23 protein-coding genes and 1 tRNA gene are annotated in these 26,786 nt (G+C 71.4%); 13 read left to right on the top strand and 11 right to left on the bottom strand.

Annotated features, from left to right (window positions below; all coding sequences use genetic code 11):
• Positions 1 to 49: 49 nt before the first annotated feature.
• Entirely contained in the window at positions 50 to 574 is a 525-nt protein-coding gene (locus tag ACFY8U_RS28535; RefSeq protein ID WP_389575217.1) for a gluconokinase, read from the bottom strand.
• Between the two features lie 140 nt (positions 575 to 714).
• Here ACFY8U_RS28535 and ACFY8U_RS28540 point away from each other — a divergent pair, with 140 nt between their 5' ends.
• Together ACFY8U_RS28540 and ACFY8U_RS28545 are read left to right on the top strand one after the other, a co-directional pair.
• Positions 715 to 1,416: a FadR/GntR family transcriptional regulator gene (locus ACFY8U_RS28540; protein ID WP_389575218.1), complete on the top strand. Its 702-nt coding sequence runs from the start codon at positions 715 to 717 to the stop codon at positions 1,414 to 1,416.
• A 193-nt stretch (positions 1,417 to 1,609) separates the two neighbouring features.
• The gene (locus ACFY8U_RS28545) at positions 1,610 to 3,079 is read left to right on the top strand and encodes an amino acid permease (protein ID WP_389575219.1); all 1,470 of its coding nucleotides are present in this window, start codon (positions 1,610 to 1,612) and stop codon (positions 3,077 to 3,079) included.
• A 99-nt stretch (positions 3,080 to 3,178) separates the two neighbouring features.
• Here ACFY8U_RS28545 and ACFY8U_RS28550 read toward each other — a convergent pair whose 3' ends face one another.
• Together ACFY8U_RS28550 and ACFY8U_RS28555 are read right to left on the bottom strand one after the other, a co-directional pair.
• A complete protein-coding gene (locus ACFY8U_RS28550; RefSeq protein ID WP_389575220.1) occupies positions 3,179 to 4,123 on the bottom strand; it encodes an RluA family pseudouridine synthase in 945 nt (314 codons plus the stop codon).
• An 87-nt stretch (positions 4,124 to 4,210) separates the two neighbouring features.
• Positions 4,211 to 4,298 (bottom strand) — tRNA-Leu (locus ACFY8U_RS28555).
• A gap of 208 nt (positions 4,299 to 4,506) precedes the next feature.
• On the opposite strand from ACFY8U_RS28555, the gene ACFY8U_RS28560 reads away from it, so the two are divergent.
• From ACFY8U_RS28560 to ACFY8U_RS28570, 3 genes are all read left to right on the top strand, one after another.
• The gene (locus tag ACFY8U_RS28560) at positions 4,507 to 5,832 is read left to right on the top strand and encodes a M20/M25/M40 family metallo-hydrolase (RefSeq protein ID WP_361601502.1); all 1,326 of its coding nucleotides are present in this window, start codon (positions 4,507 to 4,509) and stop codon (positions 5,830 to 5,832) included.
• Positions 5,833 to 5,975: 143 nt separating this feature from the next.
• A complete protein-coding gene (gene chpH, locus ACFY8U_RS28565) occupies positions 5,976 to 6,209 on the top strand; it encodes a chaplin ChpH (RefSeq protein ID WP_329122503.1) in 234 nt (77 codons plus the stop codon).
• 154 nt (positions 6,210 to 6,363) lie between these two features.
• A complete protein-coding gene (locus tag ACFY8U_RS28570; protein WP_389575221.1) occupies positions 6,364 to 7,149 on the top strand; it encodes a chaplin in 786 nt (261 codons plus the stop codon).
• A 59-nt stretch (positions 7,150 to 7,208) separates the two neighbouring features.
• On the opposite strand, the gene ACFY8U_RS28575 is transcribed toward ACFY8U_RS28570, so the two are convergent.
• Positions 7,209 to 7,397 (bottom strand): DUF5703 family protein, encoded by a 189-nt coding sequence (locus ACFY8U_RS28575; protein ID WP_100106356.1) that lies wholly within the window; start codon positions 7,395 to 7,397, stop codon positions 7,209 to 7,211.
• A 47-nt stretch (positions 7,398 to 7,444) separates the two neighbouring features.
• Between ACFY8U_RS28575 and ACFY8U_RS28580 the strand changes: the two genes are divergently transcribed.
• Entirely contained in the window at positions 7,445 to 8,092 is a 648-nt protein-coding gene (locus ACFY8U_RS28580) for a hypothetical protein (protein WP_389575222.1), read from the top strand.
• Between the two features lie 87 nt (positions 8,093 to 8,179).
• Here the strand turns inward: ACFY8U_RS28580 and ACFY8U_RS28585 are convergent, their stop codons facing one another.
• Both ACFY8U_RS28585 and ACFY8U_RS28590 read right to left on the bottom strand, forming a co-directional pair.
• A complete protein-coding gene (locus ACFY8U_RS28585) occupies positions 8,180 to 10,408 on the bottom strand; it encodes a helix-hairpin-helix domain-containing protein (RefSeq protein ID WP_389575223.1) in 2,229 nt (742 codons plus the stop codon).
• Positions 10,405 to 11,391 carry an aldo/keto reductase gene (locus ACFY8U_RS28590; RefSeq protein ID WP_389575224.1) on the bottom strand — a complete coding sequence of 329 codons (987 nt, stop codon included), beginning with the start codon at positions 11,389 to 11,391 and terminating at the stop codon, positions 10,405 to 10,407. The genes ACFY8U_RS28585 and ACFY8U_RS28590 overlap by 4 nt, the downstream gene beginning before the upstream one ends.
• Before the next feature lie 130 nt (positions 11,392 to 11,521).
• On the opposite strand from ACFY8U_RS28590, the gene ACFY8U_RS28595 reads away from it, so the two are divergent.
• Positions 11,522 to 12,571 carry an LLM class F420-dependent oxidoreductase gene (locus tag ACFY8U_RS28595; protein WP_361439054.1) on the top strand — a complete coding sequence of 350 codons (1,050 nt, stop codon included), beginning with the start codon at positions 11,522 to 11,524 and terminating at the stop codon, positions 12,569 to 12,571.
• 227 nt (positions 12,572 to 12,798) lie between these two features.
• Complete coding sequence (locus tag ACFY8U_RS28600; RefSeq protein WP_389575225.1) at positions 12,799 to 13,584, top strand: ferritin-like domain-containing protein; 786 nt, start codon at positions 12,799 to 12,801, stop codon at positions 13,582 to 13,584.
• 48 nt (positions 13,585 to 13,632) lie between these two features.
• Here the strand turns inward: ACFY8U_RS28600 and corA are convergent, their stop codons facing one another.
• A complete protein-coding gene (gene corA / locus ACFY8U_RS28605; RefSeq protein WP_389575411.1) occupies positions 13,633 to 14,625 on the bottom strand; it encodes a magnesium/cobalt transporter CorA in 993 nt (330 codons plus the stop codon).
• Positions 14,626 to 14,696: 71 nt separating this feature from the next.
• Here corA and ACFY8U_RS28610 point away from each other — a divergent pair, with 71 nt between their 5' ends.
• The 5 genes from ACFY8U_RS28610 (at position 14,697) to ACFY8U_RS28630 (ending at position 21,400) form a co-directional block, all read left to right on the top strand.
• A complete protein-coding gene (locus tag ACFY8U_RS28610; RefSeq protein ID WP_361760631.1) occupies positions 14,697 to 15,386 on the top strand; it encodes a histidine phosphatase family protein in 690 nt (229 codons plus the stop codon).
• 77 nt (positions 15,387 to 15,463) lie between these two features.
• Entirely contained in the window at positions 15,464 to 16,054 is a 591-nt protein-coding gene (locus tag ACFY8U_RS28615) for a DUF3090 domain-containing protein (RefSeq protein ID WP_361601523.1), read from the top strand.
• Positions 16,018 to 16,854: an SCO1664 family protein gene (locus ACFY8U_RS28620; RefSeq protein ID WP_389575226.1), complete on the top strand. Its 837-nt coding sequence runs from the start codon at positions 16,018 to 16,020 to the stop codon at positions 16,852 to 16,854. Before ACFY8U_RS28615 ends, ACFY8U_RS28620 begins: the two co-directional genes overlap by 37 nt.
• 144 nt (positions 16,855 to 16,998) lie before the next feature.
• Positions 16,999 to 18,228, top strand: coding sequence for a cysteine--1-D-myo-inosityl 2-amino-2-deoxy-alpha-D-glucopyranoside ligase (mshC, locus tag ACFY8U_RS28625; RefSeq protein ID WP_389575227.1), 1,230 nt, complete (start codon positions 16,999 to 17,001; stop codon positions 18,226 to 18,228).
• A 133-nt stretch (positions 18,229 to 18,361) separates the two neighbouring features.
• Positions 18,362 to 21,400 (top strand): NPCBM/NEW2 domain-containing protein, encoded by a 3,039-nt coding sequence (locus tag ACFY8U_RS28630; protein WP_389575228.1) that lies wholly within the window; start codon positions 18,362 to 18,364, stop codon positions 21,398 to 21,400.
• 81 nt (positions 21,401 to 21,481) lie between these two features.
• Here the strand turns inward: ACFY8U_RS28630 and ACFY8U_RS28635 are convergent, their stop codons facing one another.
• From ACFY8U_RS28635 to ACFY8U_RS28650, 4 genes are all read right to left on the bottom strand, one after another.
• Entirely contained in the window at positions 21,482 to 22,516 is a 1,035-nt protein-coding gene (locus ACFY8U_RS28635) for a PAC2 family protein (RefSeq protein ID WP_389575229.1), read from the bottom strand.
• 181 nt (positions 22,517 to 22,697) lie between these two features.
• Positions 22,698 to 24,302, bottom strand: coding sequence for an FAD-dependent oxidoreductase (locus tag ACFY8U_RS28640; protein ID WP_389575230.1), 1,605 nt, complete (start codon positions 24,300 to 24,302; stop codon positions 22,698 to 22,700).
• A gap of 6 nt (positions 24,303 to 24,308) precedes the next feature.
• A complete protein-coding gene (glpK, locus tag ACFY8U_RS28645) occupies positions 24,309 to 25,865 on the bottom strand; it encodes a glycerol kinase GlpK (RefSeq protein ID WP_389575231.1) in 1,557 nt (518 codons plus the stop codon).
• A gap of 35 nt (positions 25,866 to 25,900) precedes the next feature.
• On the bottom strand, positions 25,901 to 26,686 hold the full coding sequence (locus tag ACFY8U_RS28650) for an MIP/aquaporin family protein (RefSeq protein WP_389575232.1): 786 nt from the start codon (positions 26,684 to 26,686) through the stop codon (positions 25,901 to 25,903).
• Between the last annotated feature and the right edge of the window lie 100 nt (positions 26,687 to 26,786).

A 26,786-nucleotide genomic window follows, 5' to 3' on the forward strand; every position in this document is an offset into this window, starting at 1 on the left:
TGCGGCGGGGCACCGCGGCGGGGACAGGGCTACGGCCGGCGTACGGAGATCAGCCGACGAGCTCGCGCAGCGCGGCGACCGCCCGTGCGGCGATCTCCTCGGGGGAGCCGGAGACGTCGACGGCCACCCCGGCCTCGTCGTCCCCCAGCGGCTGCAGCGTGGCGAACTGCGAATCGAGCAGAGCCGTCGGCATGAAGTGCCCCTTGCGCTCCCTCATCCGCCGCTCGATCAGCTCGCGGTCGCCGGTCAGATGGAGGAAGACCACACCCGGGGCGGCAGCCCGCAGCCGGTCCCGGTAGATCCGCTTCAGCGCGGAGCTGCTCACCACCCCGCCCAGCCCTTCCCGGCCGTGCGCCCACTGCCCGATCGCGTCGAGCCAGGGGCCGCGGTCCGCGTCGTCCAGCGGGGTGCCGGCCGACATCTTGGCGACGTTCGCCGCCGGGTGGAAGTCGTCGCCCTCGGCATAGGGGACTCCGAGCGCGTCCGCGACCAGCGGACCGATGGTCGTCTTGCCGGTGCCGGCGACGCCCATCACGACGACGACCGGGGGGACCGTCGGGGAGGTGGTGCTCATGGGGGTGGTGCCTCGCTGTCCACGTCGACATCGATTCCGTCGCGCTCATGAAACCCATTGGGTACGACGTATTCAAGAGTCTGTGACATTAAAGTCATACTTTTAGTTTCCGATCTTGGTCCCCGCGTAGGCTGACCCCCATGACGACACCGGCCCAGGGGCTCCACCCGCACGTCCTCGCCACCCTGGGTCTCGCGATCACCGCGGGGGAGTACCCGCCCGGCAGCATCCTGCGCACCGACGAACTCGCCCAGCGCTTCGACGTCTCCCGCACCGTCGTCCGCGAGGTCGTCCGTGTCCTGGAGTCCATGCACCTGGTCGCGTCCCGCCGCCGCGTCGGCGTGATCGTCCTGCCGACCGCCCAGTGGAACGTGTACGACCCCCAGGTCATCCGCTGGCGTCTGGCCGGCGCCGACCGCCCCCGCCAGCTGCGCTCGCTCACCGTGCTCCGCTCCGCCGTCGAACCCGTGGCCGCCGGACTCGCCGCCGTGCACGCCACGCCCGAGCAGTGCCGCGAGCTGACCGAGCAGGCGCTCGGCATGGTCGCCACCTCGCGCGGCCGCAGGCTCGAGGCGTACCTCGTCCATGACATCGCCTTCCACCGGATCGTCCTGAACGCCTCCGGCAACGAGATGTTCGCCCGGCTCGGCGATGTCGTCGCCGAGGTGCTCGCCGGCCGCACGCGCCACCAGGTGATGTTCGAGGACCCCGACCCGGCCGCCGTCACCCTCCATGTCCAGGTCGCCGAGGCGGTACGGGAGAATGACGCGGTCCGCGCCGAGGAGCTGACCCGGCAGATCGCGGTCGGCGCACTCAAGGAACTGGACGTTCTCGCGCCGTAAAACCTGCCGATCCCAGGCATTCGCCTTGGAGGAACCTCAGAATTAGCTCAAATAAGGGCGTTCAGTGACATTGGCCACTGCTGAAAACCCGCCTTGACGTGACGATGTGCGCTGGCCGTGAGAGCCGTGGACGACCTCCACGCGCGCGGCCGGGTACCGCACAGACCCTCCCCTCACGAAGGCGAACAACTCCATGAGTGACCGCACCCTCCCTGCGGCCGACACGCTGTCCGCCACGCCACCGGCGACGGCATCCGGGACGTCCCCCCACGTAGACGCCGGCGACGCCGGATACCGCAAGGACCTCAAGTCCCGGCACATCAACATGATCGCCATCGGCGGCGCGATCGGCACCGGCCTCTTCCTCGGCGCCGGTGGCCGCATGGCCAACGCCGGACCGTCCCTCTTCATCGCGTACGCGGTCTGCGGCGTCTTCGCCTTCTTCGTGGTGCGGGCCCTCGGCGAGCTGGTCCTCTACCGCCCCTCCTCCGGCGCGTTCGTCTCCTACGCCCGTGAGTTCATGGGCGAGAAGGGCGCCTACACGGCCGGCTGGCTCTACTTCCTCAACTGGTCGACCACCGCCATCGCCGACATCACGGCGGCCGCGACCTACGCCCACTTCTGGGCCATGTTCAGCGACGTCCCGCAGTGGATCCTCGCCCTGATCGCCCTCGCGGTCGTCCTCGCCGCCAACCTCATCTCCGTGAAGTACTTCGGCGAGATGGAGTTCTGGTTCGCGATCATCAAGGTCGGCGCGCTCGTCGCCTTCATGCTGATCGGCATCTTCCTGATCGTGACGTCGCACGACGTCGGCGGCCACACCCCGGGCTTCTCCACCATCACCGACAACGGCGGCATCTTCCCCAGCGGTGTCATGCCGATGCTGCTGCTGATCCAGGGTGTCGTCTTCGCGTACGCCTCCGTCGAGCTGTGCGGCGTCGCCGCCGGCGAGACCGAGAACCCCGAGAAGATCATGCCGAAGGCGATCAACTCGATCATGTGGCGCGTGGGCCTGTTCTACGTCGGCTCCGTCGTCCTCCTCGCGCTGCTCCTGCCGTACACCGCGTACTCTGGCGACCAGAGCCCGTTCGTCACGGTCTTCGACAAGCTGGGCGTCCCCGGCGCCGCCGGCGTGATGAACCTGGTCGTCCTCACCGCCGCGCTCTCCAGCCTGAACTCGGGTCTCTACTCGACCGGCCGGATCCTGCGCTCCATGTCGCTGTCCGGCTCCGCGCCCAAGTTCACCGGCGTCATGAACAAGGGCGGCGTGCCCTACGGCGGCATCCTGCTGACCGCGGCCTTCGGTGTCCTCGGCGTCGGCCTGAACTACCTCATGCCGGGCGAGGCCTTCGAGCTCGTGCTGAACTTCGCCTCCATCGGCATCATCGGCACCTGGGCCATGATCATGGTCTGCTCGCTGCTGTTCGTGAACCGCTCCAAGGAAGGCCGGGTCACCCGCCCCGGCTACCGACTGCCCTGGGCCCCGTACACCCAGATCGTCACGCTGGTCTTCCTCGGCTCCGTCCTCGTCCTGATGTGGATGGACGGCGGCATCAGCCGCACCACCGTGAACTGCCTCCCGCTGATCGGGCTCCTGCTCGTCGGCGGCTGGTTCCTGGTCCGGGGGCGCGTCCGCGCGACCGCCGCGGTGAACCAGGACTGACGGCCCCCCACGGGTGCCGAGACCCCCGCAGGCTGCCGCCTGCGGGGGTCTCGTGCTCTCTCCGGGCGCATCCCGGTGCGTCAGCCGTCCGGGAACGCCTCAGTCCAGCTCGTCGGCCGCGTCGAGCCCGTGGAGCCGAAGGCCGCTCTCGAACCGCATCGGGACGCCGGTGAGCGGATCGGTGAACTCCAGCGTCCGCGCGAGCAGCTGGAGCGGGCGCCCGTAGTCCTCCGGCCCGTCCTCGCGGACCACGGGATAGACCGGATCGTGCAGGATCGGCAGCCCCAGGCTGTTCATGTGCACCCGCAGCTGATGGGTCCGCCCGGTCGCCGGCAGCAGCCGGTACCGCCCGAGCCCGCCGCGCCGCTCGACCAGCTCGATCCGGCTCTCGCTGTTCGGCTCGCCGGGCTCCTCGCGGGCGGCGATCACCCCGCGCTCCTTCACGATCCGGCTCCGCACGGTCACCGGCAGCGCGATCCCGGGCTCGTACGCCGCCACCGCCTCGTACTCCTTGCCGACCAGCCGGTCCCGGAACAGCGTCTGGTACGCGCCCCGGTCGCCCGGCCGCACGACGAAGAGCACCAGGCCGGCCGTGAGGCGGTCGAGCCGGTGCGCGGGCTGGAGCCCCGGCATCCCCAGCTCCCGGCGGAGCCGGGCGAGGGCCGTCTCGGTCACATGGCGTCCGCGCGGCATCGTCGCCAGGAAGTGCGGCTTGTCCACGACCACGATCCGCTCGTCCCGGTGCACGATCCCCAGCTCGAAGGGGACCCGCTCCTCGGCGGGGAAGTCCCGGTGGAACCACAGCCGCAGCCCGGCGGCGTACGGCTCGTCCTCGGCGACCGCCCCGGCCACCCCGACGAACCGCCCGTCCCGCAGCATCTCCTCGACGCGCCCGTCCCCGACGGCACCCGCGTACCGTGCCCGCAGATAGTCCCCGACGGTCGCCCACGCGGCATCCGGATCCTCGGGCAGCCGCACCCGCACCGGATCGATCCCGTCCCGCTGCGGAAGCGGCGCGGCAGGCGTCCTCGATCGTCGTCTCACCGGCCTCAACCTCCGTCGCACCGTCGCCCGTGAGGTCGCGACATCGCCGTAAACAAGAAGGACCCCACGTGACGTGGGGTCCTTCGTTGGTGTCCGAGGGGGGACTTGAACCCCCACGCCCGATAAAGGGCACTAGCACCTCAAGCTAGCGCGTCTGCCATTCCGCCACCCGGACAAGGTGTCTGTCTTTCCGGCCGCTCGGCCGTTCCGACGTGGAAAACCATAGCAAACATTGGAGGTGGCCGATCACCACCCCTGGTCCGGGCGGAACCGTGTGACAGACGTATGTCGGCCGACGGGCGCCCTTGGGTCCCGGGGCCGGGCGCGCGAGGATGGGGGCGACCACCAGCAAGCACGTGGGGCACGTAGTGGGAGGAAGCAGCGTGAGCGAGTCGAACACGGCCCGGAGCGTCACCGGCGAGGACGAGGTCGTCGACCTCTGTCGTGACCTCATCCGCATCGACACCAGCAACTACGGCGACCACTCCGGCCCGGGCGAGCGGGCGGCGGCGGAGTACGTCGCCGAGAAGCTCGCCGAAGTCGGTCTCGAGCCGAAGATCATCGAGTCGCACAAGGGGCGGGCCTCCACCGTCGCCCGTATCGAGGGCGAGGACCCCTCCCGGCCGGCCCTGCTCATCCACGGCCACACCGACGTGGTGCCGGCCAACGCCGAGGACTGGACCCACCACCCCTTCTCCGGCGAGGTCGCCGACGGCTGTGTCTGGGGCCGGGGCGCGGTCGACATGAAGGACATGGACGCGATGACCCTCGCGGTCGTACGGGACCGGATGCGCAGCGGCCGCAAGCCCCCGCGCGACATCGTCCTGGCGTTCCTCGCCGACGAGGAGGCGGGCGGCACCTACGGCGCCCGGCACCTGGTCGACCACCACCGCGACCTGTTCGACGGGGTGACGGAGGCGATCGGCGAGGTGGGCGGCTTCTCGTTCACCGTCAACGAGAACCTGCGGCTCTACCTGGTCGAGACGGCCCAGAAGGGCATGCACTGGATGCGGCTGACCGTCGAGGGCACCGCCGGGCACGGCTCGATGACCAACAACGACAACGCCATCACCGAGCTCTGCGAGGCCGTCGGCCGGCTCGGCCGCCACCAGTGGCCGGTGAGGGTCACCAAAACCGTACGGTCCTTCCTTGACGAGCTCTCGGACGCGCTGGGCACTCCGCTGGACCCCGAGGACATGGAGGCGACGCTCGCCAAGCTGGGCGGAATCGCCAAGATGGTCGGCGCGACCCTGCGCAACTCCGCCGCCCCGACCATGCTCGGCGCGGGCTACAAGGTCAACGTCATCCCCGGACAGGCCACGGCGCACGTCGACGGACGGTTCCTGCCCGGTTACGAGGACGAGTTCCTGGCCGACCTCGACCGGATCCTCGGCCCGCGGGTCAAGCGCGAGGACGTGCACGGGGACAAGGCCCTGGAGACCAGCTTCGACGGCGCCCTGGTCGACGCGATGCAGCTCGCCCTGCGCGCCGAGGACCCCATCGCCCGGGCCGTGCCGTACATGCTCTCCGGCGGCACCGACGCCAAGTCCTTCGACGACCTCGGCATCCGCTGCTTCGGCTTCGCGCCGCTCCAGCTGCCGCCCGAGCTGGACTTCGCCGGGATGTTCCACGGCGTGGACGAGCGGGTGCCGGTGGACGGGCTGAAGTTCGGCGTCCGCGTTCTCGACCGCTTCATCGACGCCTCCTGAGCGGGCTTCCGGATATTCGGCCGCACGTACGCATGTGACCGGAACGAGTGAATGCACTCATACGCTCGTAGCCCCAATACCTCCCCCTCGTTACAGGTGATGCGGTCCGCGGCTGGGATCGCATTTGCCAACAAGGAGGAATAATGATCAAGAAGGTCGTCGCTGCTGCGGCTGCCACCGGCGGTCTCGTTCTCGCGGGTGCGGGCATGGCCGTTGCCGACTCGGGTGCCCAGGGTGCCGCCATCGGTTCCCCCGGCGTGCTCTCGGGCAACGTCGTCCAGGTGCCGGTTCACGTCCCCGTGAACGTGTGCGGCAACACGGTCTCCGTGATCGGGCTGCTGAACCCCACCTTCGGCAACACCTGCATCAACGCCTGACGTTGTGCCTCGACCCGTGAGGGTCTGAGCCAGTCCGGCCCCGGAGTGCGTGCCATGCACTCCGGGGCCGGTGGGCATTTCCGCCCCGGGCGTCGTGCCCGGTGGCCCTCTTCTGAAGCCAGAAGGCAGAAGCCGAGAAGGCAGGGAACAAGCTATGCGACAGGTCACGCGCAAGGGCCTGATCACCGTTGCGGCCGCGGGCGGCGTACTCGCCCTCGGTGGTGGTTATGCGAATGCCGATTCGGGCGCGAACGGCACCGCTTCGAATTCCCCGGGCGTCGCGTCCGGCAATTCCGTCCAGGTCCCGGTGCACGCGCCGGTGAACGTCTGCGGAAACACCGTCAACGTGGTCGGGTTGCTCAATCCGGCGTTCGGCAACAAGTGCGCCAACGTCTCCAAGCCGGGCAGGCACCGCGGCTCGTCGGCCGAGGGCGGCACCAGCAACTCCCCGGGCGTCGCGTCCGGCAACACCGTCCAGGTGCCGGTGCACGTCCCCGTGAACGCCTGCGGGAACAGCGTCTCGGTCATCGGCGCCATCAACCCGGCGTTCGGCAACGAGTGCGCCAACGGCATCGAGCCGACGCACCCCGGCAACCCGGGGAACCCCGGCAACCCTGGCAACCCCGGGAACCCCGGGAACCCGGGTAACCCGGGTAACCCCGGGAATCCGGGTAACCCTGGCAACCCGGGTAACCCGGGTAACCCGGGTAACCCGGGTACGCCCGGCACCCCGGGCAACCCCGGTGACTCCGGCGAGTCCGAGGGACCGGGGACGCCCGCCGGGCCGAACACGCCTGGTACGCACACGATCACGCAGCCCGGTGCGACCGAGGAGCTGGCGCAGACCGGTTCCGGTCCGCTCGGTGTGATCGTTCCGGCCGGTGCCGGTCTGCTGCTCGCCGGCGCGGTGCTCTACCGCCGCACCCGCCAGTCCGCCTAGATCGGCCGGATCGGTCGCGAGACGCGCAGGGGCCCCGCATCGCGGGGCCCCATGTCATGTCACCAGGTGGCGCGGACCTGACGGATGATGCGCCGGCGCAGCCGCACCCTGCGGCTGCCGTCCCGGTGCAGGGTCAGGCGGTCCAACTCCCAGTGCCCGTACTCGGCATGGTCGGTCAGAAGCCGCGTGGCCTCCTTGCGGGAGACGCCGCGCGGCACGTACACGTCGACAAATTCGTATTCCGGCATCGCATCTATTGTGCGGGCACCGGCCCGCTACGGATAGCGTGCGTCCCATGTCTGATGCTGCGCAGCCCACCGCTGCCGAGGTACGTGCCGCCGCCGAGGCGGTCAAAGCCGCACTGGACCGTCACCTGGAGGCGGTCGAACGTCGTTCGGGGGACGACGACCCGGCCGTCTACGAAGCCTTCAACGCCCTCGCCGCGGCGGCCGAGGCCTACGACGAGCGGCTCTACGACCGGTACGACGAGGTCACCCCCTTCGAGATTCCGGCCGCCGACGACTCGCTGCCGCCCTACGCCGGGCCCGAGGAGCCGCACGCCCTCAGCGTGCTGATCCGCCGCGACTACGCCGTGGCGGAGCCCAAGCGGCTGCTCGCCCAGGCCCAGCGCATCGCCGATCTGGAGAGCGACGAGGAGGGTCCGGACGGGGTTCCCGCCGTCGGTGTCAGTACGCACGCGGCGCTCGGCGTGCTCTTCGGCGAGTACGAACCGGACGAAATCGCCTCACGGCACAAGGAGTTCGGCCTGGAGGAGGGCGACTCCACGCTCTGGGTCTCGGCCGCGGAGGAGCTGCCGGAGCCGGGGGAGTGGCTGAGCGCCCCCTTCGAGCAGGCCGATCCGGAGCGGATCGTCTGCCGCTTCGACGTCAGCGCGGTCTTCGACGACGAGCTGGACGACGACCTGGAGGAGCAGGACGCCTGACCCGTACGGCGAAGAGCCGGTACGGCGGAGGGCGGGGCGCCACTCGGTGCTCCGCCCTCCGCCGTACCCGGCCCCTGTGGGGGCCGCTCAGTCCTCCGCGGCCGCCAGAAGGGCCTCCAGAAGCGGCCCCAGCCGGGTCGTACGGTCCTGGGGCATCCCCTCGGAGACCGCGCGGGGCAGCGCCTGGTCCACGCCGTGGACGACCGACAGATGGCGCTCACCACGGCCGAAGGCCGTGTACACCCAGGCCCGGCTCAGCCCCTGGGCCGCGTCGCCCGGCAGCACCACGACCGCCGCCGGCCAGCGCATCCCGGCCGCCTGGTGCGCCGAGAGCGCCCAGCCGTGCCGCACTGCGGACTCCACCCGTTCCTTCGGTACGACGAGCTTCTCGCCCTCGGACTCCAGGCGCAGGCCCTCGGCGTCGGCCGAGACGACCGTCCCGGTCACCGTCCGCCCGGGGGCCGGCACGTACGCCACCCGGTCGCCCGGGTCGAAGCCGCCGAAGCGGCCGGGGCCGGGGTTCAGCCGCTGCTTGAGCGCCGCGTTCAGCGCGCGGGTGCCCGCCGAGCCGCCATGGCCGACCGTGATCACCTGGGTCTGCTCGGTGGGCACACCGATCGCGCGGGGAATCGAGTCGGCGACGAGCTGGACCGTCCGGTGGACGGCCTCGCCCGCGTCCCGGACCGGGACGATCACGACCTCCTTGCCGGGTGCCTCCACCTGGTTCAGCTCGCCGATGCCGATGCCCGAGACCAGCTCGCCGATCGGGCCGGGGTCGGGGACCCGGGAGGCGATCTGCGGGCACACCCGGGCCGCGAGGACATCGCCGAACACCCGGCCCGCGCCCGCGGAGCCGAGGACGCCGGGGTCGCCGCCGAGCACCAGACGGCAGCCGTCGGGCAGGGACTCCACGAGCATCGCGGCGCTCTCGACGTCCAGCTGCGGGGCGTCCAGGACGATCAGCAGGTCCAGGGCGAAGGCGCCCTCCGTGTCCCGGCCGGGCCCGGCGGCGCCGGACAGCAGCGCGGCGACCGTCAGCGCCTCCGCACCGAGCCGGCGGACCCCGTTCTCACTGTGCACGGCCACGGCGACCCGCAGGCCCCGCTCACGGGCGGCTTCGGCCAGCGCGACCGGCTCGCTGCGGGCCGCCTCGCCGCCGGTGTGCAGGACCAGGCCGTGCGCGCCGACGGCGCGGACCAGCTCGGGCCCCTCCCAGACCTCCGCGGACACCGTCTTGACCAGCCGGGCCAGGCCGTCGGCCAGGCTCTCCTCGGCGAGGGCGTACCGGTCGAGCCCCAGCAGGACCGGCACCTCGGCGGCCTCGGGCTCCGCGCCGGCCTCGGCGGCAATCTCGTCGGCCTCGTCCTCGCCCTCGGCCTCCTCCGGCGCGGGCTCCTCGTCCTGGAACACCAGCACCGCGCCCTCGGAGACCGCCTGACGGAGGGCCTCGTCCGGGTCGGGCACGGACAGCTTGGCGAGCCCGGCCCGGACGGCGCTGTCCTCCAGGGCCGTGTGCCCCTTGAGCGCGGCCCGCTCGAGCAGCCAGGCCACCAGGGCGACCGCCCGACGGGGGTCGTCGGGGCCGCACTCCGCGCCCAGCAGGGCCCGCGCGAAGCCGTCGGCGTGCTCGGGCTGCACCCCGGGCACCGAGAGGAGGAGCCAGGGGTCCTCGCGCAGCGCCTCGGCGGCGCCCTCGCCCAGGGCGGCGGCGACCTGGCCGGTCAGCGACTCCGGTGCCCCACCGCGGGCGAGGACCTCCCGCACGGCCTCGAGCGTCTCGGGTGCCGCCGTCTGCTCCCGGGCCACCGGGCGCGCCGCGGCGGCCGGTGCGGGTGCGGGCGTCGGCGTCGGCGTGGGCGCGAGAGGTCGGGGCGCGGGCTCGGGCGCCTCGAAGAACGCGGTGCCCGGCTTCGTACCGCTCTCCACCGCCCGTACCGCCGCGAGCAGATCGGCCGCCGTGCCGCTGAGCTTCCCGCCCGCGTCGACCGGCGCCTCCTTCTCGGCCTTGCGCTGCTCGATCCGGGCCCGCAACTCCCGCTGCGCGGCCAGCTCGGCCTGCGCCTCGGAAACCTCTGCGGCCTTCGTCTCCCCGTCGGCCTTCGGCTCGGATTCGTCGGCAGCACTCGTCCCGTCGGCAGGACCCGCGTCGGTCACAGGGCTCGTGCCGCCGGCCTCACCCGCCTCGCCGCCCGCCTCCGGGGCCTCCCCGGGGCGCTCCGCCACGCCCTCCGGGGTGCGCTCGGTCGCGGCCTCGTCGGCCTCGCCCGGCACGGGCTCGGGGGCCTCGGGAGGGGTCTCCCGCGAAGGCTCGGTCACAAGGTGCTCCAGTCCTGATCCGGATAGCGGTGCACGGGCGCCGACACATCGTCGAGAGCCCGGCAGATCTCGTCAGGAAGACTAAGGGTCTCCACTGACAACGCGGCCGTGAGCTGCTGCGCGTTGCGCGCGCCGATGATCGGGGCGCTCACCCCGGGCCGGTCGCGGACCCAGGCGAGCGCCACCTGGAGCGTCGTCGTCGCCAGGCCGTCCGCCGCCGTGGTGACCGCGTCCACGATCCGGCTCGCCGCCTCGTCCAGATACGGCTCCACGAAGGGCGCCATGGTCTCCGAGCCGCCCCGGGAGTCGCTGGGCGTGCCGTCCCGGTACTTGCCCGTCAGCACCCCGCGCCCCAGCGGGGAGGACGGCAGCAGACCCATCCCCAGGTCCAGGGCCGCGGGCAGCACCTCCCGCTCGACACCCCGCTGCAACAGCGAGTACTCCATCTGCGTCGCCGCCAGACGGGTCCGCCCCGCTCCCGTGGCCCCGAGCTGCCAGGTCCCCGCCTTCGCCAGCTGCCACCCGCAGAAGTTCGACACCCCCACGTACCGCGCGCGGCCGCTGCTCACGGCGATGTCCAGCGCCTGGAGGGACTCCTCCAGCGGGGTGTACGGATCGAAGGCGTGCAGCTGCCACAGATCCACGTGGTCCGTGCCCAGCCGCGCCAGGGAGGCGTCGAGCGCCGCCAGCAGATGGCCGCGGGAGCCGTCCATCCGCCGGTCGGGGTCGGGCACGCTGCCCGCCTTCGTGGAGATGACCAGATCCCGCCGCGGCACCAGCCGTTCCATGAGCTGGCCGAGCATGTACTCGGCCTCGCCCCCGCCGTACACGTCCGCGGTGTCGACGAGTGTGCCGCCCGCGTCCCAGAACGCCTTCAACTGGTCGGCGGCGTCGTGCTCGTCGGTGTCGCGGCCCCAGGTGAGGGTGCCGAGTCCGAGCCGGGACACGCGCAGGCCCGTACGTCCGAGATGCCTCTGCTCCATGGGACGCGAGATTACTGGCCAAGACCCCACGCGGAGAGAGCCTGTGGACAACCTCCCCCTGACGGATCCCTCCCCCTCGCGCTAGAGTCCGGCGCAAGGGACGTTACTGATCGGTAAAGAGGGTGTGGTCATGAGGCTCGGCATCAACCTCGGCTACTGGGGCGCCGGAATGGACGGCGACAACCTCGCCGTCGCCCAGGAGGCGGACCGCCTCGGATACGACGTCTGCTGGGCCGCCGAGGCCTACGGCTCCGACGCGCCCACCGTGCTCTCCTGGGTGGCCGCCAAGACCGAGCGGATCGACATCGGCTCCGCGATCATGCAGATCCCGGCCCGTCAGCCCGCGATGACGGCGATGACCGCCGCCACCCTCGACTCGCTCTCCGGCGGCCGCTTCCGCCTCGGCCTCGGCGTCTCGGGCCCGCAGGTCTCCGAGGGCTGGTACGGCGTCAAGTTCGACAAGCCCCTCGCCCGCACCCGTGAGTACGTCGAGATCGTCCGCAGGGCCATGTCCCGCGAGCGGCTCACGTACGAGGGCGAGCACTGGACGCTCCCCCTGCCGGACGGCCCGGGCAAGCCCATCAAGCTCACCGTCCACCCGGAGCGCGAGCACATCCCGCTCTACATCGCGGCGATCGGCCCGAAGAACCTGGAGCAGACCGGCGAGATCGCCGACGGCGCGCTGCTGATCTTCCCCTCCGCCGAGCACCTGGAGGAGACCGCGCTCCGCCCGCTCCGCGCGGGCCGCGAGAAGGCCGGGCTGACCATGGAGGGGTTCGACGTCCACCCCACCCTGCCCCTCGCCCTCGGCGACGACATCGACGCCCTCGCCGACATCTTCCGCCCGTACACCGCGCTGTACGTCGGCGGCATGGGCAGCCGCAAGCAGAACTTCTACAACCAGCTCGCCCAGCGCATGGGCTACGAGAAGCAGGCTGCCGAGATCCAGGACAAGTACCTGTCCGGGGACAAGGCCGGCGCCGCCGCCGCCGTACCGCGGCAGCTGATCGACCAGACCACGCTGCTCGGCTCCGTCGAGCGGATCGCCGACCGGATGAAGGCCTACGCCGAGGCCGGTGTCACGACCCTGACCATCGCCCCCGCCGGCTTCACCCTCGACGAGCGGGTGGCGGCGCTGCGGGCGGGCACCGAGGCCCTGGAGCGGGCGGGCCTGGCCTAGGCCGCGTCTTCCGGATCCTGAAAGTCTGCGGCCGTGGTGGGGGCTCGGGGGTCTTCCCCGCCACGGCCGTCATGCTGCTCAACGCGTCACACGGCGCGCGGTTACGAGCGGAACGCTCCATCTTTCAGCCGAACGGCCCGCCGCTCCTGTTGCTGGGAGGCCCGTACCGCATTTGACTCGTTCTCTGCGGACGTACGGCGTGCGGACGCCCGCACGGAGGTGGAGCCATGCTCACGGCCAAGGGCCTGTTCCAGGAAATCATCGACAACGACGAGTCCTTCCAGCTCTTCTGTTCCATCGCCGCCAGCGGCGAGGCCCAGGGCGGCTGGGAGAACGCCCGGATCGCGGCCCTCGTCCCGCCGTCGATGCGGGATCTCGCGCCCAAGATCACCCGGCACGGTGCCGACGAGGACAAGCACGGCCGGATCTTCAACGCGCTCCTGAAGAAGCGCGGACTCGATCCCGTGCCGGTGCCGCCCGACACCGACTACACGATGCTCCTCGAGAAGCGCGGGATCGGGCTCGCCCACGACAAGCTCCGCCGGGACGAGCCGCTGAGCGAGGGGGACATCATCGTCTACCTCTCGCACAGCCGGGTCACCGAGCAACGCGCCGCGGACCAGATGGACATGCTGGTCACCTACTTCGGGGACCACCCCGAGCTGGGCAAGGCCATCCACATGATCGACAACGACGAGGCGAACCACCTGGCGTACTGCCACGAGGAACTCCTCGGCCTCGCGTACGCCGGACACGGCCGGCTCATCCAGCGCACCCTGCGCGAGTCCGCGCTCTCCGAGATCCAGGTCTACCGCGACGTCAGCCTCGCCGTGATGAGCCACATGGGACGCATCCTCGGCTGGCCCAAGGCCAAGTCGGCCGCCCTGGCCGGCGGGATCCACGCCATGTACGCGTGGGAACGGGCCGCCGGCTGGCACAAGATGGTCGGCCTGGCGATGCCCGAGCGGCGCGACGCGCTGGGCGGCCCCATGACGCCCGCCCCCGCGTTCTGAACCACCGGCGGCACCGTCGCTCGGGCCACCGGGCCCGCGGCGCCGCGGCTACATCCAGCCGCGGCGCTTGAACAGCCGGTACAGACCGACCTCGATGCCGGCCATCAGCAGGATCACGGCCGGATACGCCCACGTCCACGAGAGTTCCGGCATGTGCTCGAAGTTCATGCCGTAGATCCCCGCCACCATCGTGGGGACCGCGGCCATGGCTGCCCACGCCGAGATCTTCCGTACGTCGTCGTTCTGCCGCACCCCCATCTGCGCCAGATGCGCCGACAGCACGTCCGAGAGCAGCCGGTCCAGGCCCTCCACCTGCTCGTTGGCGCGGATCAGATGGTCGGCGACGTCCCGGAAGAACGGCCGCGCGTGCTCGTGCACGAACGGCACTTCGCCGGCCGCCAGCCGGGTCATCGGTCCCGAGAGCGGAACGCTGGCCCGCCGGAACTCCAGCACCTGCCGCTTGGCCGTGTAGATCCGCGCCGCCGTGTTCGCCCCATGGCGGCCCACCGGCGCGAACACGTCCGCCTCCAGCTCCTCCAGGTCGATCTGCAGCTCACCGGCCACGTCGATGTAGTGGTCCACGACCGCGTCGCTGACGGCGTACAGCACGGCCGTCGGGCCGTGCTTCAGAACCTCGGGCTCGGCCTCCAGACGGCGGCGCACCGCCGCCAGCGGCGCCCCTTCCCCGTGCCGGACCGTCACCACGAACGAATCGCCCACGAACAGCATGAGCTCGTCCGTGGAGACCCGGTCGCTCTTCGGCTCGTACACCACGGGTTTGAGGACCACGAGCAGGGAGTCGTCGTAGATCTCCAGCTTGGGCCGCTGATGGGCCTTCAGCGCGTCCTCGACGGCCAGCGGATGCAGCGCGAACTCGTCCGAGACGTGGTCGAACTCCGCCTCCGTGGGCTCGTAGAGACCGACCCAGAGAAACGCGTCCCCGGTCGCCCGCGCCTCCGCCAGGGCATCGGACAGGTCCGCGGGCCCGGCGGTGCGGCGCCCGTCCCGGTAGATGGCAGAGTCCACGATCACGCGCCGTATTCTCCCCGCTGCGCGCCTTTCCACACCCGCGGACGCCCCGCCCGCGTGTGCGGCCGCCTACTCTTGCCGCCATGGCCACGCTGATTCTCGTCCGGCACGGACGCTCCACCGCCAACACCTCGGGTGTCCTCGCCGGGCGGATGCCCGGGGTCGCCCTCGACGAGCGCGGGACGGCGCAGGCCGCCGCGCTGCCCGGCCGACTGGCCGGGGTGCCGCTCGCCGCCGTCGTCACCAGCCCCCTGCAGCGCTGCCGCGAGACCCTGCGGCCGCTCCTCGACGCACGGCCCGGGCTGTCGCTGCACACCGAGGAGCGGATCAGCGAGTGCGACTACGGGGACTGGTCCGGCCGCAAGCTCGCCGAACTGGCCGACGAGCCCCTCATGGAGGTCGTCCAGGCCCACGCGTCCGCCGCGGCCTTCCCCGGCGGCGAGTCGATGCGCGCCATGCAGGCGCGGGCCGTCGACGCGGTACGGGACTGGAACGCGCGCGTGGAGGCCGAGCACGGCGAGGACGCCGTCTACGCGATGTGCTCGCACGGCGACATCATCAAGTCGATCGTCGCCGACGCCCTCGGGCTCCACCTCGACCTCTTCCAGCGCATCCACGTCGACCCCTGCTCCGTCACCGTCATCCGTTACACGCGGCTGCGCCCCTTCCTCGTACGGCTCGGCGACACCGGCGACTTCGCCGGCCTCGCCCCCCGGGAGAGCGGCGACCAGGGCGGGGCCGCCGAGGTCGGGGGCGGCGCGGGCGCACCGTGATCCATCCGCGCAGTAGGGTGGACGGGCCGCCGTAGCGCGGGCCTTCATCACCGCCGAGACGCAAGGGAGTCAGGGACGTGTCCCGTCAGGTGTTCCTCTACGACCCACCGGAGCGTTTCGTGGCCGGTACGGTCGGGCTGCCTGGCCGCCGTACGTTCTTCCTGCAGGCGTCCGCGGCCGGCCGGGTCACCAGCGTGGCCCTGGAGAAGACCCAGGTCGCCGCGCTCGCCGAACGCATCGACGAACTCCTCGACGAGGTCGTGCGCCGCACCGGCGGCAACGCTCCCGTCCCGGCCATGGCCCCGGCCGACATCGCCGACACCGCCCCCCTCGACGTCCCCGTCGAGGAGGAGTTCCGGGTCGGCACCATGGCGCTCGCCTGGGACGGCGAGGAGCAGCGCATGATCGTCGAGGCGCAGGCCCTCGTCGAACTCGACGCCGAGTCCGAGGAGGACCTGGCGGCCGCCGAGGAACGGCTGCTCCAGGACGAGGAGAACGGGCCGCCGATGCTGCGCGTCCGGCTCACCGGCGCGCAGGCCCGGGCCTTCGCCAAGCGCGCCCTCGACGTGGTCAACGCCGGCCGCCCGCCGTGCCCGCTGTGCAGCCTGCCGCTCGACCCCGAGGGGCATGTGTGCCCGCGCCAGAACGGATACCGGCGCGGAGCATGAGCGGTCCCGACAACCGGGCGGTCGTCGACCTGCTCACCAAGGGCGAGCTGACCGTGCGCGGCCAGGTCCGCGAGGCGTCCAACGCCGTGCTCGTCTGCTCCGTCACCCACGACGGCGTCGACGCCGACTGCGTCTACAAGCCCGTCGCGGGGGAGCAGCCGCTCTGGGACTTCCCCGACGGCACCCTCGCCCAGCGCGAGGTCGCCGCCTACGAGCTCTCCGAGGCCACCGGCTGGGGGCTCGTACCGCCCACGGTGCTCCGGGACGGTCCGTACGGCGAGGGCATGGTCCAGCTGTGGATCGAGGCGGACCCCGGGGCGAGCCTGCTCGCCCTCACCGAGGACGATGAGGCCGGCGAAGGCTGGAAGGCCGTCGGGCCCGCCCAGGTGGGCGAGGACCGCACCGCGCTCCTCGTCCACGCCGACAGCCCCGAGCTGCGCCGGCTCGCCGTCCTGGACGCCGTCATCAACAACGGCGACCGCAAGGGCGGGCACCTGCTGCCCGCGCCGGACGGCCGCCTCTACGGCATCGACCACGGAGTGACCTTCCACGTGGACGACAAGCTGCGCACCCTGCTGTGGGGCTGGGCGGGCGAGGAGCTGCCCGCCGAGGCCGCCGCCGTCCTGGCTCGGCTCGACGGGTCCCTGGCCCCCGGGGCGCCGCTCGCCACCCGACTGGCCGAACTGCTCACGGCGGCCGAGGTCGACGCCCTGCGCCGCCGGGTCACCACGCTGCGTACCACCGGTCGCCACCCGGAGCCCTCCGGGCAGTGGCCGGCGATCCCCTGGCCCCCCGTCTGACCGATCGGATCCGGCCAACCAGGATTCGGGGGTGCGGACCCCCAGGGGGTATGCATGAACGGCCGCGAGCTGCAAGAGCGCCTTGTCGGCCAAGATCCCGGATCCGGTTCGTATCCGGAACAGGTGTCCGGTTACGCTCAGGTCATGCATGCCTGGCCCGCTTCTGAGGTCCCCGCCCTTCCCGGCAAGGGCCGCGACCTCCGGATCCACGACACCGCGACCGGCGGACGAGTGACCCTCGCCCCCGGCCCCGTCGCCCGTATCTACGTCTGCGGCATCACGCCGTACGACGCGACCCACATGGGTCACGCGGCGACCTACAACGCGTTCGACCTCGTTCAGCGCGTGTGGCTCGACACCAAGCGGCAGGTCCACTACGTCCAGAACGTGACCGACGTCGACGACCCCCTCCTGGAGCGGGCGATCCGGGACGGCGTCGACTGGGTCGGGCTCGCCGAGCGTGAGACGGCCCTCTTCCGCGAGGACATGACCGCCCTGCGGATGCTGCCGCCACAGCACTACATCGGCGCGGTCGAGGCCATACCGGGCATCGTGCCGCTCGTCGAGCGGCTGCGTGACTCCGGCGCCGCCTACGAGCTCGAAGGCGACATCTATTTCTCCGTCGAGGCGGACCCGCACTTCGGCCAGGTGTCGAACTACGACACCGAGCTGATGCGTCATCTCTCCGCCGAGCGCGGCGGCGACCCGGACCGCGCGGGTAAGAAGAACCCGCTCGACCCGATGCTCTGGATGGCCGCCCGCGAGGGCGAGCCGAGCTGGGACGGTGGCAGCCTCGGCCCCGGCCGCCCCGGCTGGCACATCGAGTGTGTCGCCATCGCCCTCGACCACCTCGGCATGGGCTTCGACGTCCAGGGCGGCGGCTCCGACCTGATCTTCCCGCACCACGAGATGGGCGCCTCCCACGCCCAGGCGCTGACCGGCGAGTTCCCCATGGCCACGGCGTACGTGCACGCCGGCATGGTCGCCCTGCACGGCGAGAAGATGTCCAAGTCGAAGGGGAACCTGGTCTTCGTCTCCGCGCTGCGCCGCCAGGGCGTCGACCCGGCCGCCATCCGCCTCTCGCTCCTCTCGCACCACTACCGCGCCGACTGGGAGTGGACCGACCAGGTCCTCCAGGACGCCGTGGCGCGTCTGGACCGCTGGCGCGCGGCCGTCTCCCGCCCCGACGGGCCGTCCGCCGACGCGCTGGTCGAGGAGATCCGCGAGGCGCTCGCCGACGACCTGGACACCCCGACCGCGCTCGCCGCGGTCGACCGGTGGGCCGAGCGGCAGAACGCCGAGGGCGGTACGGACGAGTCCGCGCCCGGCCTCGCCTCCCGTGCCGTCGACGCGCTCCTCGGTGTGGCCCTGTAGCCAGGCCTCCGCATCACTCGCTTTCGGCCGACCGCCCTCGGACTTCTTCGTGAAGTCCGAGGGCGGTTCCGTTTTGTCCTGGCCTCCATGCTCGTTTCTGCGCTAAATACCGTCCATGCAATCAACATTGCGCATGAAGGCTGCATTCGCCGGCGCTGTGCTCGGGCTTCTCGCGGTGTTCGCGGGACCCGGAAGCGCCCAGTCCGCCGAGCCCTCACCCACCACCGTCGGCGACCTCACCGGCTTCGAGGCCGACGGCGCCGTCTACCGGCTGACCGCCGGCCCGGCCAAGGCCCGCGTCAGCTTCGTCACCGACGAGACCTTCCGCATCGAACTGGCCCCCGACGGAACGTTCACCGACCCCACCGGGCAGGACATCGTCCGTCCCCAGGGCTCCCCGCCCAGGACCCGCTGGTACGACCGTGGCGACCGCTACGAGCTCACCACGTCGAAGGTGACCCTGCGCGCATACAAGGCGCCCCTCCGCTTCGCCGCCGTCCGCGCCGACGGCACCCCGCTCTGGTCCGAGACCCAGGGCCTCACCTGGAGCCCGGAACGCACCACCCAGACCCTGGCCCGCGGCGCCGAGGAGCAGTTCTACGGCGCCGGCATGCAGAACGGACGCGGCAACACCTCGCACCGCGGCAAGACCGTCGAGGTCGGCGTCGACTACAACTGGAACGACGGGGGGCACCCCAACTCCGTGCCGTTCTACCTCTCCTCGGCCGGCTACGGCGTCTACCGCAACACCTACGCGCCGAACACCTACGTCTTCGGCGAGCCCGTCACCACCAGCGCCCGCGAACAGCGCTTCGACGCCTACTACTTCGCCGGGTCCGGGTCCGACGCGCTCAAGGACGTCATCGGCCAGTACGCGAACCTCACCGGGAAACCGTTCCTGCCGCCCGTCTACGGACTGGAGATCGGCGACGCCGACTGCTACCTCCACAACGCCAACCGCGGCGAGCGCCACACCCTCGACGCCCTGAAGGTCGCCGACGGCTACGTCGAGCACGACATGCCCAACGGCTGGATGCTCGTCAACGACGGCTACGGCTGCGGCTACGAGAACCTCGCCGAGACCGCGACCGGCCTGAAGCAGCGCGGCATGGAACTCGGCCTGTGGACCGAGGACGGCATCGACAAGCTGGAGGAGCAGGTCAAGGCCGGCCAGCGGGTCGCCAAGCTCGACGTCGCCTGGGTCGGCGAGGGCTACAAGTTCGCGCTCGACGGCTGCAAGGACGCCTACGCCGGCATCGAGGCCCACAGCGACGCCCGTGGCTTCACCTGGGCCCCCGAGAGCTGGTCCGGTGCGCAGGCCTGCGGCGTCCAGTGGTCCGGCGACCAGTCCGGCACCTGGGAGTACATCCGCTGGCAGATCCCCACCTACGCGGGCGCTTCCATGTCCGGGCTCGCGTACACCACCGGCGACGTCGACGGCATCTTCGGCGGCAGCGCCAAGACGTACACCCGTGACCTCCAGTGGAAGATGTTCCTGCCCGTCACCATGACGATGGACGGCTGGGCCGCCAACGACAAGCAGCCCTTCCGCTACGGCGAGCCGTACACCTCCGTCAACCGCGACTACCTGAAGCTCCACGAGGCGCTCCTGCCCTACATCTACTCGCACGCCCACCAGGCCACCAAGACCGGCGTCGGCCTCGCCCGCCCGCTCGTCCTGGAGTACCCGGACGACCCCAAGGCCGCCTCCGACGCGGCGAAGTACGAGTTCCTGAGCGGCGAGGACTTCCTCGTCGCCCCCGTCTACCAGGACGCCGTCGAGCGCGACGGCATCTACCTCCCCAAGGGCACCTGGATCGACTACTGGAGCGGCCGCACCTACCAGGGCCCGATCACCGTCGACGACTACAGTGCCCCGCTCGACACCCTGCCCCTGTTCGTCCGGGCCGGCGCCACCGTCCCGATGTGGCCCGGCGGCATCCGCTCGTACACCGACCGCACCCCGGACTCCCCGCTGGCCTGGGACATCTACCCGCAGGGCGACTCCTCGTTCGAGCTGTACGAGGACGACGGCGTCACCCGCGCCCACCGCACCGGCCAGTACGCCACCCAGACCGCCGAGGTCCGCGCGCCCCAGCGCGGCGCGGGTGACGTGACGGTACGGATCGGCGCGAGCAAGGGCTCCTTCGCGGGCAAGTCCCCTTCCCGGCCCTACCAGTTCACCGTCCACACCGGTGACGCGCCGAGCGAGGTCGAACTCGGCGGGCGCGAGCTGCCCCGCCTCACCTCCGAGGCCGCCTACGAGGCCGCCCGCCAGGGCTGGTGGTACGACCGCGACGACCGCGGGGGAGTGGTGAAGGTCAAGACCGCCTCCCAGCGCACCGACCGGGCCTTCACCCTCGAACTGGAGGACACCAGCGCGGTCGGCGGTGCCGTGCCGGGCGCTGCCGTGACGGCCGCCGTCCCGGCCGGTCAGGAGCTCGGCGCGGGCGTGCCCGGCACCGTCGCCGTCGACGTCACCGCGGGCACGAAGGACGCCACCGGTGTCGAGGTGTCGCTCTCGGCCCCGGCCGGCTGGCAGGTCACTCCGGCCGCACCGGTCGCCCGTATCCCGGCCGGCACCACGCGGCGGGTCGAGGTCGCGGTCACCCCGGCGAAGGACGCGAAGCCCGGGGAGGTCACGCTCGGCGCGACCGTACGCCACCGCGCGGCGGGCCAGGACCGCACGGCCGTCCAGCGGTTCGCCGTCGGGGTGATGCCCGAGCCGCCGAGCGCCGACGCCTGGGCGAGCGATCTGACGTGGCTGAAGGCGACCAACGGCTGGGGCCCGCCCGAACGCGACCGCTCCAACGGCGAGTCGGGCGCGAGCGACGGCCGCCCGCTGACGCTGGCCGGAAAGACGTACGAGAAGGGCATCGGCGCCCACGCCGACTCCGACATCGAGGTCTACCTCGGCGGCCGCTGCACCGCCTTCACCGCCGACGTCGGCATCGACGACGAGATCAACGGCTACGGGGAGGTCGCGTTCTCGGTCGAGGCCGACGGCAGGGTGCTGTGGACCTCACCCGAGGTGACCGGCGCCTCGGCGACCGTCCCGGTCGACGTCGACGTCACCGGCGCCCGCCATGTCCGCCTCCGGATCACCGACACCAACGGCTCCAAGAGCGGTGACCACGGAGACTGGGCGGCCGCCCGCTTCGACTGCGCCTGAGCGACGGAAGGGGCCGCACCGATACCGGTGCGGCCCCTTCAGCTCACGTCTCTTCCCGTACGGCTCACGTCTCCGTACGGCTCACTCGTCGCCGTCGCCGTCCTCGGAGCCCTCGTCCTCCTGGGGCGGCTCCGGCGCCGACTCCGCCGCCGACTCGGGTCCGGGACGCTCCGGCTTCGGCGGCCGCGTCCGGCCGCTGCCGGGGTCCCGCAGATACGACGTGTCGCCGCCGTCCGTCGCGAGACCGGGGCCGGGCCCCGGCCCCTGCCCGGGACCGCCGTCGCGCCGCCGCAGATACCGCTCGAACTCCCGGGCGATGGCCTCGCCGGAGGCCTCCGGCAGCTCCGCCGTGTCCCGCGCCTCCTCCAGCGTCTGGACGTACTCCGCCACCTCGCTGTCCTCGGAGGCGAGTTGGTCCACGCCCAGCTGCCAGGCCCGGGCGTCCTCGGGGAGTTCGCCCAGCGGGATGCGCATGTCGATCAGATCCTCGAGGCGGTTGAGCAGCGCCAGGGTCGCCTTGGGGTTGGGCGGCTGCGACACGTAGTGCGGCACGGCGGCCCACAGGCTGACCGCGGGCACCCCCGCGTGCGTGCAGGCCTCCTGGAGGATGCCGACGATGCCCGTGGGCCCTTCGTAGCGGGTCTCCTCCAGATCCATCGTCCGCGCCAGATCCGGGTCGGAGGTGACCCCGCTGACCGGGACGGGCCGGGTGTGCGGGGTGTCGCCGAGCAGCGCGCCCAGGATCACCACCATCTCCACGCCCAGCTCATGGGCGAAGCCCAGGATCTCGTTGCAGAACGAGCGCCAGCGCATCGACGGCTCGATCCCGCGCACCAGCACCAGGTCGCGCGGCTTGTCCCCGCCGACCCGGACCACGGAGAGCCTCGTCGTCGGCCAGGTGATCTTCCGGACACCGTTGTCCAGCCACACCGTGGGCCGGTTGACCTGGAAGTCGTAGTAGTCCTCGGCGTCGAGCGCCGCGAACACCTCGCCCTTCCACTCCCGGTCCAGATGGGCGACCGCGGTGGAGGCTGCGTCGCCGGCGTCGTTCCAGCCCTCGAACGCGGCCACCATGACCGGGTCGATCAGCTCGGGAACCCCCTCGAGCTCGATCACCCAGTGCCTCCTTTTCGAAGTTCCTGTCGTACGGACCAACCTTACGGCTTTCCGACGGTCCGTCCGCAGCCCTCGTGCACCACCGTGAGCCTTCGCGGCCTTGATCGACTACCCAGGAACCGGCCTCGGCACACGAACGCGTAAGGGGCGGCCTCCCTTGGAGACCGCCCCTTACAAGGCGCTACTCGCCGAGCATGTCCTCGACCTTGCCGCGGATCTCGTCCGTCGCCAGACCGCGGATCGTCAGCGTCGTACGGCGGCGCAGCACGTCGTCCGCCGTCTCGGCCCACTCGTGGTCACGGGCGTAGGCGACCTGCGCCCAGATCTCCGGCGCGTCCGGGTGGATGCGCTGTGCGAGCTCGGGGTTCTCGTTAGCCATCCGCGCGATGTCGAAGGAGAGCGAACCGTAGTGCGTCGCCAGGTGCTTGGCGGTGTCGGCGGCCATCCGCGGACCGGGGGCCGGACCGTCGACGAGCAGCCGGTGCGCGACCGCGTTCGGGTTGGCGATACCGGGGAGCGGGAGCCGCTTCGGCAGCGTCGAGACGGACTCGTAGTCCTCGCCCAGCGGGTGGCCCGGCAGGGACTCCAGCTTCTTCATCACCGTACGGCCGATGTGGCGGAAGGTCGTCCACTTGCCGCCGGCCACCGACAGCATGCCGCCGCGGCCCTCGGTGACGACCGTCTCGCGCTTGGCCTTGGAGGTGTCGCCGGGACCGCCCGGCAGCACCCGCAGACCCGCGAAGGCGTAGGTGATCAGATCGCGCGACAGCTGCTGGTCACGTATGGAGAACGCGGCCTCGTCCAGGATCTGCGCGGTGTCCTTCTCGGTCACCTCGACCTTGCCGGGGTCGCCCTCGTACTCCTCGTCGGTCGTGCCGAGCAGCAGCATGTCCTCCCAGGGGAGGGCGAAGGTGATGCGGTACTTGTCGATCGGGGTCGCCAGCGCGGCCTTCCACGGCGAGGTCCGCTTCAGGACCAGGTGCGCGCCCTTGGAGAGGCGGATGGAGGGGGCCGCGTTCGGGTCCTCCATCTTCCGCAGGTGGTCGACCCACGGTCCGGTCGCGTTCAGCACCAGACGGGCGGTGACGCCGAACTCGTCGCCGCTCGTACGGTCCTTCAGCTCCGCGCCCGTGACCCGGCCCCGGGTGAAGCGCAGCCCGGTGACCTCGGCGTGGTTGAGGACGACGGCGCCGGCGTCGACGGCGGCGCGGACCGTCATCAGCGCCATGCGGGCGTCGTTCATCTGGTCGTCGCCGTACACGGCCACGGCCTTCAGGTTGTCCGTACGCAGCTCCGGCACGTCCTGCGCGGCCTTCGCCGGGCTGAGCAGGTGGCCGACGCCGTCACCGAACGCGGAGAGCGCGGAGTACGCGAAGACACCGGCGCCGAGCTTGGCGGCGCCGTGCGGCCCGCCCTTGTAGACGGGCAGATAGAAGGTCAGGGGGTTGGCGAGGTGCGGTGCCACCTGACGGGAGACCGCACGCCGCTCGAAGTGGTTCTCCGCCACCAGCTTCACCGCGCCGGTCTGCAGGTAGCGCAGACCGCCGTGGAGAAGCTTGGAGGAGGCGGAGGAGGTGGCGCCGGCGAAGTCGCCGGCGTCCACCAGGGCCACCCGCAGGCCCGACTGCGCGGCGTGCCAGGCGGTGGAGATGCCCAGGATGCCGCCGCCGATCACCAGGAGGTCGTACGTCGCCTTGGAGAGCTGCTCCCGAGTCTCGGCGCGGCTCGGCAGGGAACCGGCGGCCGGTCGCGTCCCCAGGGCGGGGACGCTCTGCAGGGTGGTCATGTCGAATTACTCCTCGTCAGATCCGTCTTCGAGCCAGCCCATGGAGCGTTCAACGGCCTTCAGCCAGCTCTTGTACTCGCGGTCACGCTTGTCGGCGTCCATGCGAGGGGTCCATTCCGCCGCGCGGCGCCAGTTGGCGCGCAGGGCGTCGGTGTCCGGCCAGAAGCCGACGGCCAGGCCGGCGGCGTAGGCGGCACCGAGGCAGGTGGTCTCGGCGACCATCGGGCGCACGACCGGCGCGTCGAGGAAGTCCGAGAGGGTCTGCATCAGCAGGTTGTTGGAGGTCATGCCGCCGTCGACCTTGAGCGCGGTCAGCTCGACGCCGGAGTCCTTCGTCATGGCGTCGGTGATCTCGCGGGTCTGCCAGGCGGTGGCCTCCAGGACGGCGCGCGCGATGTGCGCCTTGGTGACGTACCGGGTGAGGCCGGCGATCACACCGCGGGCGTCGGAGCGCCAGTACGGGGCGAAGAGGCCGGAGAAGGCCGGCACGAAGTAGGCGCCGCCGTTGTCCTCGACCGAGGACGCGAGGGTCTCGATCTCCGCGGCGGACTTGATCAGGCCCATCTGGTCGCGCATCCACTGCACCAGCGAACCGGTGACGGCGATCGAGCCCTCCAGGGCGTAGACCGGCTTCTCGTCGCCGATCTGGTAGCCGACGGTGGTCAGCAGGCCGCTGTAGGAGTTGATGATCTTGTCACCGGTGTTCATCAGCATGAAGGTGCCGGTGCCGTACGTGGACTTGGCCTCGCCCTCGGCGAAACACGTCTGGCCGAACAGGGCGGCCTGCTGGTCGCCCAGCGCGGAGGCGACCGGGACGCCGTCCAGGACGCCGCCCTTGACGGTGCCGTACACCTCGGCGGAGGAACGGATCTCCGGCAGCACGGCGGCCGGGACCTCCATGGACTGCAGGATCTTGTCGTCCCAGCCCATGGTGTGGAGGTTCATCAGCATGGTGCGCGAGGCGTTGGTGACGTCGGTGACGTGGTGACCGCCGTCGACACCGCCCGTGAGGTTCCAGATGACCCAGGAGTCCATGGTGCCGAAGAGGATGTCGCCGCGCTCGGCGCGCTCGCGCAGGCCCTCGACGTTGTCGAGCAGCCAGCGGACCTTGGGGCCGGAGAAGTACGAGGCGAGGGGCAGACCGGTCTCGCGGCGGAAGCGGTCCTGGCCGACGTTGCGGCCGAGCTCCTTGCAGAGGGTGTCGGTGCGGGTGTCCTGCCAGACGAGGGCGTTGTGGACGGGCTCACCGGTGTGCTTGTCCCAGAGCAGCGTGGTCTCGCGCTGGTTGGTGATGCCGATGGCCTTGACGTCGGCGGAGGTGATGCCCGCCTTGTCGATGGCACCCGCCACGACTTCCTGGACGTTGGCCCAGATCTCGGCGGCGTCGTGCTCGACCCAGCCCGGCTTCGGGAAGATCTGCTCGTGCTCCTTCTGGTCGACCGAGACGATCCGGCCGTCCTTGTCGAAGACGATGCAGCGGGAGGAGGTGGTGCCCTGGTCGATGGCGGCGATGAACGGGCCGCTGCCGTGGGAGGAAGAGCCGGCGGTGTGTGCGTCGGTCACGGTGTGCTCCAAGGAAGTCTGGGTGGAAGGACGGCTCAGGCGAACGCGATGTTGTAGATACCCGCGGCGATGGCGCCGCCCACCAGGGGGCCGACGACCGGGATCCAGGCGTACCCCCAGTCGGAGCCACCCTTGTTCGGCAGAGGCAGCAGGGCGTGCACGATGCGCGGGCCGAGGTCACGGGCCGGGTTGATGGCGTAGCCGGTCGGGCCGCCGAGCGAGAGGCCGATGGAGACCACGACGAACGCGGTGATCAGGGCGCCGATGACGCCGAGGCCCTTGCCGCTGTCGTTGAGGCCCTGCGTCAGCACCGCGAGGACCAGCACGACGGTGCCGATGATCTCGGTGGCCAGGTTCTGCCAGACGTTCCGGATCTCGGGTCCGGTGGAGAAGACGCCGAGCACCGGGCCGGCCTTCGGGGCGGACTTCTGGTCGACCATGCCCTCCTCGTGCGGCGAGGAGATGATCTCCTGGTCCGTGAGGTGCGCGTGGAACTGTCCGTAGTACGCGACCCACACCAGGGCCGCGCCGAGCATGGCGCCGAGCATCTGACCCGCGAAGTAGACCGGAACGTTGCTCCAGTCGCCGTCCTTGAGGGCGATGCCGACCGTGACGGCGGGGTTCAGGTGGGCGCCCGAGAGGGTACCCGTCATGTACACGGCGGTCATGACCGCGAAGCCCCACCCGAAGGTGATGGCGAGCCACCCGGCGTTCTGAGCCTTCGAGCGCTTGAGTACCACGGCGGCGACGACACCGCCGCCGAGCAGAATGAGTACGGCGGTACCAATGATCTCGCCGATGAAGATGTCGGAGCTGGACACCCGCGACTCCTTTGTCCTTCGTCCAGGGGAAGGCGAACCCCGGGTCCCTCCGGTGGTCCGCGCCCTCTGATGAGGGCGTTGCCGGCCCTTGGCACTGCCA

Source organism: Streptomyces sp. NPDC012508, from assembly GCF_042902595.1.
Classification (GTDB): Bacteria; Actinomycetota; Actinomycetes; order Streptomycetales; family Streptomycetaceae; genus Streptomyces.